Here is an 8,357-nt window from a genome sequence, read left to right as displayed (position 1 = left end):
CCCATTCGGCGAATACCCGCGGCAACCCACCTAGACGCCGCACATATACGCAGGCCACCACATGGGGGTGCAGACCCAGCTCCACCCAGGTTTGGGCTTCGGACTCGAAATCCGCGATCTGCTGCGGTGAGGTGATCAGTTCCGGGCGTGGTGTTTTGACCGCCAAGTCCATGTTCCAGCCGCGGTGATGCACCCGATGCACCAGTCCCATCCCGCTGGACTCGATCACCTGGCGCACCTCATACAGGTTCTCGATGACCTCGCCGACCCGCCAAGCACTATTTGCTGTCGCGTCCATCAACGCTTCTCCTGCTGTGGATGATTTCGAGGGTGGACCCGTCCTATGGAGTGCGAAGTGCGTCAGGTACGGGACTGCGCTTTCCAGCGCCTAAAGAGGAAAACCACGCACAACACAAAGAGGATCGCAGAGATGACAACTCCGATGATTGGGGCCGTTGCGCCTTGTTTTTCGGTGTGAGGGCTCCCTCCGTGGTATTCGGTATGGCCAGCACTCGTGACCTTGCAGGTTTCTCCCGGCTGCATCGCCTGGCCACCGCAATAGGCCGGAGTGGTAGAAGTCTCACCGACTTTGTACAGGAGTGTATGGGTAGCCAGTCCACCAAGGCCAATACAGATCGCCGCGACTACGATTGCCACCCAAGTGCTCAGCTGTCTAAACATGTGTGCTCCTTGTTTCGGTGCTCATCGATACCTGCACAGAATGATATTTCTGCCTCAGAAAATCCTCAGGGCCTTTGCAAAGTCGTGGTGTAGTGGGGGTTTGAACTGGGCTGACGTGGTTTGGTGGTACACGGGACCGGTGTGATTGCGAGGCGAGCACAGCTGCTCGCGGGATGAACGCAATTCCCGCACCGGTCACGCCAGAAATCCTGCCGCTCACTCGCAGTATCCCGGCCACTGCTGACGAAACATCCTGTCGTTCAGTCGCATTCATATCGCATCCGAAAACGCCGGGCGTGGCGGCGCGGTGGCTGTCGACCGAACACTCCCCATTGGTCATCCCCGCGGAGCACCGTCTGGTGCTGATCGTCGGCGCGCGACGATTGCGGCTGGCTCCTTGCGGCGGCGCCGCACAGAGCCCACCGCCAGCATGAGGAGCCCGACCAGCCCAGCGACCATTGCGACGATAATCGCAATGCCCGCAACGGTTTTCCAGCCCGCGATGCTCCCTTCGAGCGTGACCGACGCCCCGACGACGGTGAACACCGAATGGGCAGAAGCGAACGCGCTCAGACCCGACTGCGGAAGCACCGCTCGGAAGCTTCGGCTGTTGCTGCCGTCGATCTTGGCGGTGGCATCCCGACAGACGCATCCGCGCATTGGCACTTGCCGATCAGCGATTCGCAGAAAGGTGTAGCCCCGCAATGCGATTCAACCCACCACCGAACTGGCCGACTCCACCACCGGGATGGACGCCCGGACCCGGCTGGACACCACCGCCGGCCTCGCCGACACCCCCACCCGACTGGCCGCTATGGCCGGGTGGGTCCGACGAGCGCTACGCCGCGGAGCTGGCCATGATGGAGAGATTGGGGGCGACCGAGGAGGAGAGGCGGCAGCTCCGGGAACGGATGGCGTTCGTGTCGCAGCTGACCTGATTATCGATTGGGCGCGGGACCAAGCCGGGGTCGCTGTGTAGAAGGCCGCAGCGGTTGGCGGCCGGGCAGGCCCAGCTCGATCTTGGCCTGGCCGAACGCTTAGCCTCGGAGCGGTTGCCGAAACTTGCTGGCTGAACTTGGTTCGGCGCCGCGGGCTGCCATGATGCATTGCATGAATAAGGTGATTGTCGTCGCCTGCGCTATTGCGACGTTAGTCGCACTTAGCGGGTGCTCTAGGTCTCCCCAACCCACGACCACAACCAAGTCGGCTGCGGCGACGACTTCGTCCAGCCCGGACGATGAGTATCAAGCTGCCCTGCGCGCCGCGCGGGATTGGATTTTGCGCAACCCCACCGAATGGGCGTTGAAACTGGATCAGGGAAACTCACTGTCCCGCCCGCCCTGGTCGAAGCCCTGCTCGGAGAATCCCGATGGCAATAGCGTCACTCTGCGGTACGGGGACAGCGGAGCCACAGAAGTCAACCTCAGCTTCAAGTGCCCGGTCGGCGCGGGTGCCACGGTCAGCGACTTGTCGCGTACGTTTTCCCAAGCGGTTCTCCGGCACCTCCCGCACGGGATCAGCGCGCCCAATTGGAAATTCGACATCATGACGCCTGTGAGTTCGATAGATCGGGGCGTCACGTTCAGCCAGCCCGCGACAGGGCAGCTGCTAGTGAGCATCGATACGCCCATGTTCGCCGTTTACGGACACAGCACGACGCCGAAATGCCAGCCCCCCGCTGACGCGCCCTCGCCACCCGGGTGCTTTCTTCAGCTCGAGCACCGAATTCCGTTGCGGCTCGGTCTGACCGCTCCTTTCACGGGTGCGGAATTGGGCTGAACGGCTCGGGCCGTTGAATTCCACTGCGGACGCAGGCGGGGATGCGCGACCCCCAGAGGCCCCGGCCGGCATCAGCCAGCCCGGCGCCGGCGACGGACGTGTGACCCGCGATGCGTTGTTGGCCAACGCTTTAGTCGCGCTGTACGGCCTGGCGATGAATGGATAAGAGCGATGCCATGACCGACTTAAAGGACCGTGCCGACGGCGCGATGGTGTCGTTGTGGGTGGTGGATGGCTCAGTCGGGGGGCACAGTATCGGTATGACGGAAGCACGACTGCGCTGGGGTGGTGAGCCCTGGTGATTAAGCCTCATTGCGCTGTATGCGGATTCAACAGCCGCAACCCGGTGGCCGGCGGTGTCAAGTTCGCCGACTACCACGCCGAGCCTGGGGTGCTTGCGACCCCGAACGGCTGGGCAGCTTTTTGCCGTCAGCACCTGGAGCTGGCAGAGAAGTACCGTCATCTTCCGATCCGGGACGCCTTTGAACACATCGCGACCGATCTTCCCGACCAACGCAGACCGCCGAGTTCTGCGCCGGGCAACGCCGAGCGCTACGAGCCTGTCGCAACTGCAGATAGCAACCCCCTGAAAACGCGGCCAGCGCCGACAATGCCGTACGGACCGGCCAATCCCTCGACGGTGGAGCAAACGGTTCCCAGTGACGCAGAGCGTCCCGATGCTGTTGACGCCCGCTGGCCTGTCAGCCAGTGGTACGGCGCTGGCGCCGGTGCCACCGCGCCACCGTGCCCTCGCTGCAGGCGGGCCGTGCGAACTGATACCGCGGACCGGGACAGGCCGCTGCCGGGTTACGCGAACCCGCCCTGGAACGCCGGCTGGGATGAAAGGTTCGAAGCCTGCGGGGCAGCCTTCGAACTGGTGGTCCACACGCCGTTGCATTTCGGCGTAGACCGCACCACAACCGTGCGGCCCGCCAGCAGGCCCTACCAGACCTTCATCGACGAAGGCTTCGTACTGTCCGGCGTCGAAGTGACTGTGGTCGAACGCGAATGGGGAACCGATCTGCCGCGCACGCAGACGTTGTTCCTCAGCATGGCAGAGCTGACCCAGCTCGCCGGCGCACTACAAAACAGCCTGCGGATCTATCTCGAGCAGTTCGACTGGGCCCATGACTGGACCTGATGCATAGGGCCTGTCTGCATGTCGACAATCGGCCTACAGACCCGAATTGCCCTCTGGCTCTTCGATGCTGCGGGTAACACCGCGCGCTCGCTACCCGGCCGCCGCTGGTTCGCGTCAGGGCGCCAGCCGCGGAGCGGCCCGACCGGTGATGGGTGGCAGGTCGAAGAAGCTCTGGATGCCGGCGGCCGCGGCGCAGGTCGCCGGGATCGCGTTGACGCAGTGCGCCGCGGTCGCGACGATCCCGGGGTTGCTCTTCAGTCCTGCTGCCACGCTTTCCGGCTGCCATCCCTTGATTGTGACGAAGGTGTCCGGGTTGCCGCGCACTTCGATTTCGTAGCGCTCCCCTGCCGGCCCGAATGACCAAGGCGGATCAAGGTTTTCGGATCCCATCAGCCAGTTCACGGTGATCTGGACGACGGCGGTGTCGTCGGCCACCGCCTCCCAGTGGAAACGGCGCCCGGCGACCTGCCCGGGCTCGATGACCCCGATCGGCGAGTCGATCGGCGCGGTCGCGACGGCTACCTCTTGCGACGAGCGGACCTTGGGGTCCGCGGCGAAGCCCAACCGATCGACACACAGCCGCACCGACTGGCGGAAGCCGCCGTCGAGCACTTTTTGCATCGGGCCGGTCAACGCGCTGTCCGGTGTCCCGCCGAACCCCATCACGTAGCGCAGCACATCCGGTGCACCATAGGTGCGCAGGTCTGAAAACTCTTCGGCGCGTAGGAAAGTCACACCGGTGGACATCACCGACAACAGCAACGGGAACAGCTCGGTGGCGGCCCCGGGGCCGATGCCGGCGCCGTGCAGCGTGGCGTTGCCGGCCTGCGCGGCGATTTCCAGCGGGACCGCCTCTTTTTCGCTCGGGTAGAACCAGCCGAGCGGGGTGACGACGTTCTTGCCGGATCGCAGCAGCGCGGCGACTTCCTCGATGTTGGGCATCAGCGGGGCGTAGATCACCGCGTCGGCGTCCAGGGCGAAGATTTCGTCGATGCTGTTGGTCGCGATCACTCCCAGCGGTGCGGTGCCGACGATCTCGCCGACGTCTTTGCCGGCCTTGGCCTCGGAATGCACCCAGCAGCCGACGAGTTCGAGTTCGGGATGCTCCAACACGCCTTTGATCGCCGCCACCCCGACCCCGCCGGTCGCCCACTGAATAACCCGCATGGTCATGCGCTCACCTTCCCCGCGAGCAGACACAGAATCGCACGTATGGGGGCGGAAATATGCGACTTTGCGTCTGCTCGCGCCACCTAGTCGCGGACCTCGGTCACATCGTAGAGGCCGTCGGCGTAGCGGGACCGGATGGTCTTCTTGTCGTACTTACCCACGCTGGTGCGCGGAATCTCGTCGGCGAACGTCCAGCGTTCGGGCAGCCACCACCGAACGACCTTGTCCGCGAGGAATGTTCGCAGCTCGCCGGCGCTGATCGAGGCGCCCTCGTTGAGCACGATGACGGCAAGCGGCCGTTCCTGCCAGCGCTCGTCGGGAACGCCGACGACGGCCGCCTCGCACACGTCCGGGTGCCCGATCAGACAGTTCTCCAGCTCCACCGAGGAGATCCATTCCCCGCCGGACTTGATCACGTCCTTGGAGCGGTCGGTCAGCGTGATGAAGCCCTGCTCGTCGACGCGGCCGACGTCGCCGGTGCGCAACCACCCGGAGGCGAACTTGGACGCGTCGCGCCCCTGGTAGTAGGAGCCGGTGATCCACGGCCCGCGAACCTCCACCTCGCCAACGGCCTTGCCGTCGTTGGGCAGCACGTCGCCGTGGTCGTTCACGATCCGGGCCTCCACGCCGCAGATCGGTTGGCCCACGGTGCCGCGAAACGCCCAGTGCTGGTCCTCCGGCGTCCCCGGCGGCGGCCACGCCATGGTCGCCAGCGGCGACGTCTCCGTCATGCCCCACAACTGCCGGATCTCGACGCCGTGCTTCTCCTCGAACGTGCGCATCAGCGACACCGGAACGGCCGAGCCGCCACAGATCACGCGCCGGAGCGACGAGATGTCGTGGTCGGGGTCTTTCTCCAGGTAGTGCATGACGTCGTTCCAGATGGTCGGCACCGCGCCGGTCACCGTGGGCCGCAGCTTTTCGATCATGTCGACCAGCGACCGGGCATCCAGGTGGCGGTCGGGCAACACCATGTCCGCGCCTGCCATCAGCGCCGCGTACGGTATACCCCACGCGTTGGCGTGGTACATAGACACGATCGGCAGCACGCAGTCGCTGGACCCCAGGTCCATGCCGTTGGCCGTGCAGGCCGCCATGGTGTGCAGAAAGCTCGAACGGTGGCTGTACACTACGCCTTTCGGGTGGCCGGTGGTGCCGCTGGTGTAGCACATCGCGGCCGCCGAGTTCTCGTCGATCGCCGGCCAGTCGAATTCCGTCGGCTCACCGCTGATCGCCTCGGAGTAGCGCAGCACGTTCTTGCCCGATTCCTGCAGCGGCGCCAGATCCCCCTCTCCGACCGCGATCACGGTGTGCACGGTGTCGAGAGTGGGCAGGATCGGGCCCAGCAGCTTGGCCACCGACATGTCGACCAGCACAACCTGGTCTTCGGCCTCGTTGGCGACGTAGGTGATCTGCTCGGCGAAGAGGCGGATGTTGAGGGTGTGCAGCACTGCGCCCATCGCCGGCACCGCCAGATATGCGACCAGGTGTTCGGTGTTGTTCCACATGAACGTGGCGACGCGCTGGTCTCCGTTGACGCCGATGCGGCGCAACGCATTTGCCAGCTGGGCGGCCTGTCGGCCCACTTCGCGGTAGCTGGTCTGCCGGTAACCGGAGCCCGTGGCGGTGGTGACTGTGCGCGCTCCGTGGACGCCGCAGCCGTGCCGCATCATGGCGTCGATGGTCAACGGAAAGTCCTGCATCGTGCTGTCCACCGGGCGAATGCTATCGCCGCACCGAGCTGGGAGAAAAGCAGGTTCCCGGTTTAGACGAGTGCCGCCTCGTACTGCATCAGCTCGGGCATCGCCCACTCGGCCTCATGCGCCCCGCTCTCGATGCTCGTCATGGTCGAGGCGATCGGCGCCACGGTGACGCCGCCGTCGTAGTCGGCGATGTACAGGTACTTTCCGTCCGGGCTTTCGACCGCGCACGACGGCTGCGTCGCCAGGCTGATCGTCCCGACGACGTCATGGGTGAGCGTGCACAGCACGGTGATGCTTTCGTCGCTGACCAGGTAGGCGCGGTCGCCGTCGCCGCTGACCGTCAGCCCGGTGAGCAGGCCACCGAGCTCGGCGACCTTGCGGGTGTTGGTGATCTTGTTGGTGCGGGTGTCGACGAAGTCGACCACCGCGCCGCCGTCGGGACCACAACTGGCCACGTAGGCGACCGCCCCGTTGGGGCTCAGTGCGACGTCGCGGATGGGCAAGCCGATCTCGATGGTGCCGACGACGCGCAACGCGTGCTTGGCGGCATGCTTCCCGCGCGACTTCGTGTTCTTCTTGCGCCAGCGCGGACGCGCCTCGGCACGGCCCGATTCGTCGTCGGCGTGGGTGTCGATCACGACCAGGCGCCCGCCGGCCGGCCCGTTGGTGCCGACGTACACGCGAGACCCGTCCGAACTGATCCGCACGCACTGGGTGCTGGTGCCGGGCGCAGCGGCAACGTCTATTACCTCGACCTTGTCGGTCGTGGTGTCCAGGACCGCGACGTCAGCGCCGCCGGCACCGCTTCGGCTGGCGTAGACATAGCCGCCGTCGGGGCTCACCACCAGGTCGGTCACGCTGAGCGCCAGCGGATGGGTCGCGACGACGGAGTTGGTGGCCACGTCGATGGCCCCGATCGAGTCGTACGCCGGCGACACCATGCTGACGTAGGCGCGGTCGGCGTCCTGGCCGTCGATGGCGATCGCGAACGGCTCGTTCACGCCGTCGACGGTCTGCACCACCCGGCAGGTGTCGGTGTCGATGACCGAGACGCTGTTGTCGCCATAGTTGGTCACCATCAGTCGGCTGCCGTCGGGGCTGACGGCGATGGCGCTGATCGGACCGTTGTTGACGGGAATCTCGACGACGACCGCGTCACCGGGTGCGGCTTCAAGCTCGAGGACCCGGTCATTGCGCCCGTAACGGGCGACCTCTCGGCCGTTCACATCTGTCTTCTGGGTCATGAGGCTCACTGCTGGCACCGCCTTTGCTGTGTTCGTCGGACGTGCACGCGGGCACCGGACGTCGCGATATCGCTGTGCGACATTGAGCGCCCGGACCTACCGGATTTCAGCACCAGGAAAAAATTAGGCGCTGTTTGCGACTGCTTGAAAAAGAATCTTACCGGCTGAATTTCGGCCAAATAGCGGCAATTTCAATCTTGTTGCCTACGTCACGTGACCAACTCAGGCTGAGCTCAGATTTTAGCTGACGAATACTAAATTCGACTTCATACAGCAAACTAGCTGAATGCCATTCAACTGCTATCTTGCCGAGTGCCGCTAACCCGATGGGGACTCACCCAATGAGCACCAAAATAAGAATCTCTTAGACTTATCGGGCAAAAGAGGCATATGTCACACTGCGCGCCGCCGTGCGTGTTGAGCCTGAACCCGCAGGTAATCGAGTCTGAGCAGGGCTTCAAGAATTCCGGTAGAACGCGTGTCGTGGGCTGCCCCGTATCACCAGACAGACCCAATTCCCGGGGGACACGATCGGAAGGGGCCTCGACGCAATGGCGCTCGACGTAGATGCTGCACGACCAGTTCGCAACAACCCGCACGACATCCGCCGCGAACGACGGATGATGCGGGCGTTCCAAA

Annotated in this window: 7 protein-coding genes; 3 read left to right on the top strand and 4 right to left on the bottom strand. The window is 64.5% G+C overall.

Features of this window, described 5'->3' with window-relative positions:
• On the bottom strand, positions 1-298 hold a 298-nt coding region (locus VML93_RS32805; RefSeq protein ID WP_414686509.1), incomplete at its 3' end, for a hypothetical protein.
• Positions 299-1,385: 1,087 nt separating this feature from the next.
• On the opposite strand from VML93_RS32805, the gene VML93_RS32800 reads away from it, so the two are divergent.
• The 3 genes from VML93_RS32800 to VML93_RS32790 all read left to right on the top strand — a co-directional run bounded on the left by VML93_RS32800 (position 1,386) and on the right by VML93_RS32790 (position 3,601).
• Positions 1,386-1,619: a hypothetical protein gene (locus VML93_RS32800; protein WP_325617118.1), complete on the top strand. Its 234-nt coding sequence runs from the start codon at positions 1,386-1,388 to the stop codon at positions 1,617-1,619.
• A gap of 1,017 nt (positions 1,620-2,636) precedes the next feature.
• A complete protein-coding gene (locus VML93_RS32795) occupies positions 2,637-2,762 on the top strand; it encodes a hypothetical protein (protein WP_325617117.1) in 126 nt (41 codons plus the stop codon).
• Positions 2,763-2,851: 89 nt separating this feature from the next.
• Complete coding sequence (locus tag VML93_RS32790) at positions 2,852-3,601, top strand: hypothetical protein (RefSeq protein WP_325617115.1); 750 nt, start codon at positions 2,852-2,854, stop codon at positions 3,599-3,601.
• A 114-nt stretch (positions 3,602-3,715) separates the two neighbouring features.
• Here VML93_RS32790 and VML93_RS32785 read toward each other — a convergent pair whose 3' ends face one another.
• From VML93_RS32785 to VML93_RS32775, 3 genes are all read right to left on the bottom strand, one after another.
• A complete protein-coding gene (locus VML93_RS32785; RefSeq protein ID WP_325617113.1) occupies positions 3,716-4,774 on the bottom strand; it encodes a dihydrodipicolinate reductase in 1,059 nt (352 codons plus the stop codon).
• Between the two features lie 80 nt (positions 4,775-4,854).
• A complete protein-coding gene (locus VML93_RS32780; protein ID WP_325617111.1) occupies positions 4,855-6,486 on the bottom strand; it encodes a fatty acid--CoA ligase in 1,632 nt (543 codons plus the stop codon).
• Between the two features lie 50 nt (positions 6,487-6,536).
• Positions 6,537-7,718, bottom strand: a complete 1,182-nt coding sequence (locus tag VML93_RS32775) for a YncE family protein (protein ID WP_325617109.1) — start codon at positions 7,716-7,718, stop codon at positions 6,537-6,539.
• Between the last annotated feature and the right edge of the window lie 639 nt (positions 7,719-8,357).

Origin of the sequence: Mycobacterium sp. (genome assembly GCF_035499775.1) — a bacterium.
In the GTDB taxonomy this organism is placed as follows: domain Bacteria; phylum Actinomycetota; class Actinomycetes; order Mycobacteriales; family Mycobacteriaceae; genus Mycobacterium.
The sequence above is the reverse complement of the archived record's forward strand: the minus strand, read 5'-3'. Positions and strand labels throughout refer to the sequence as shown.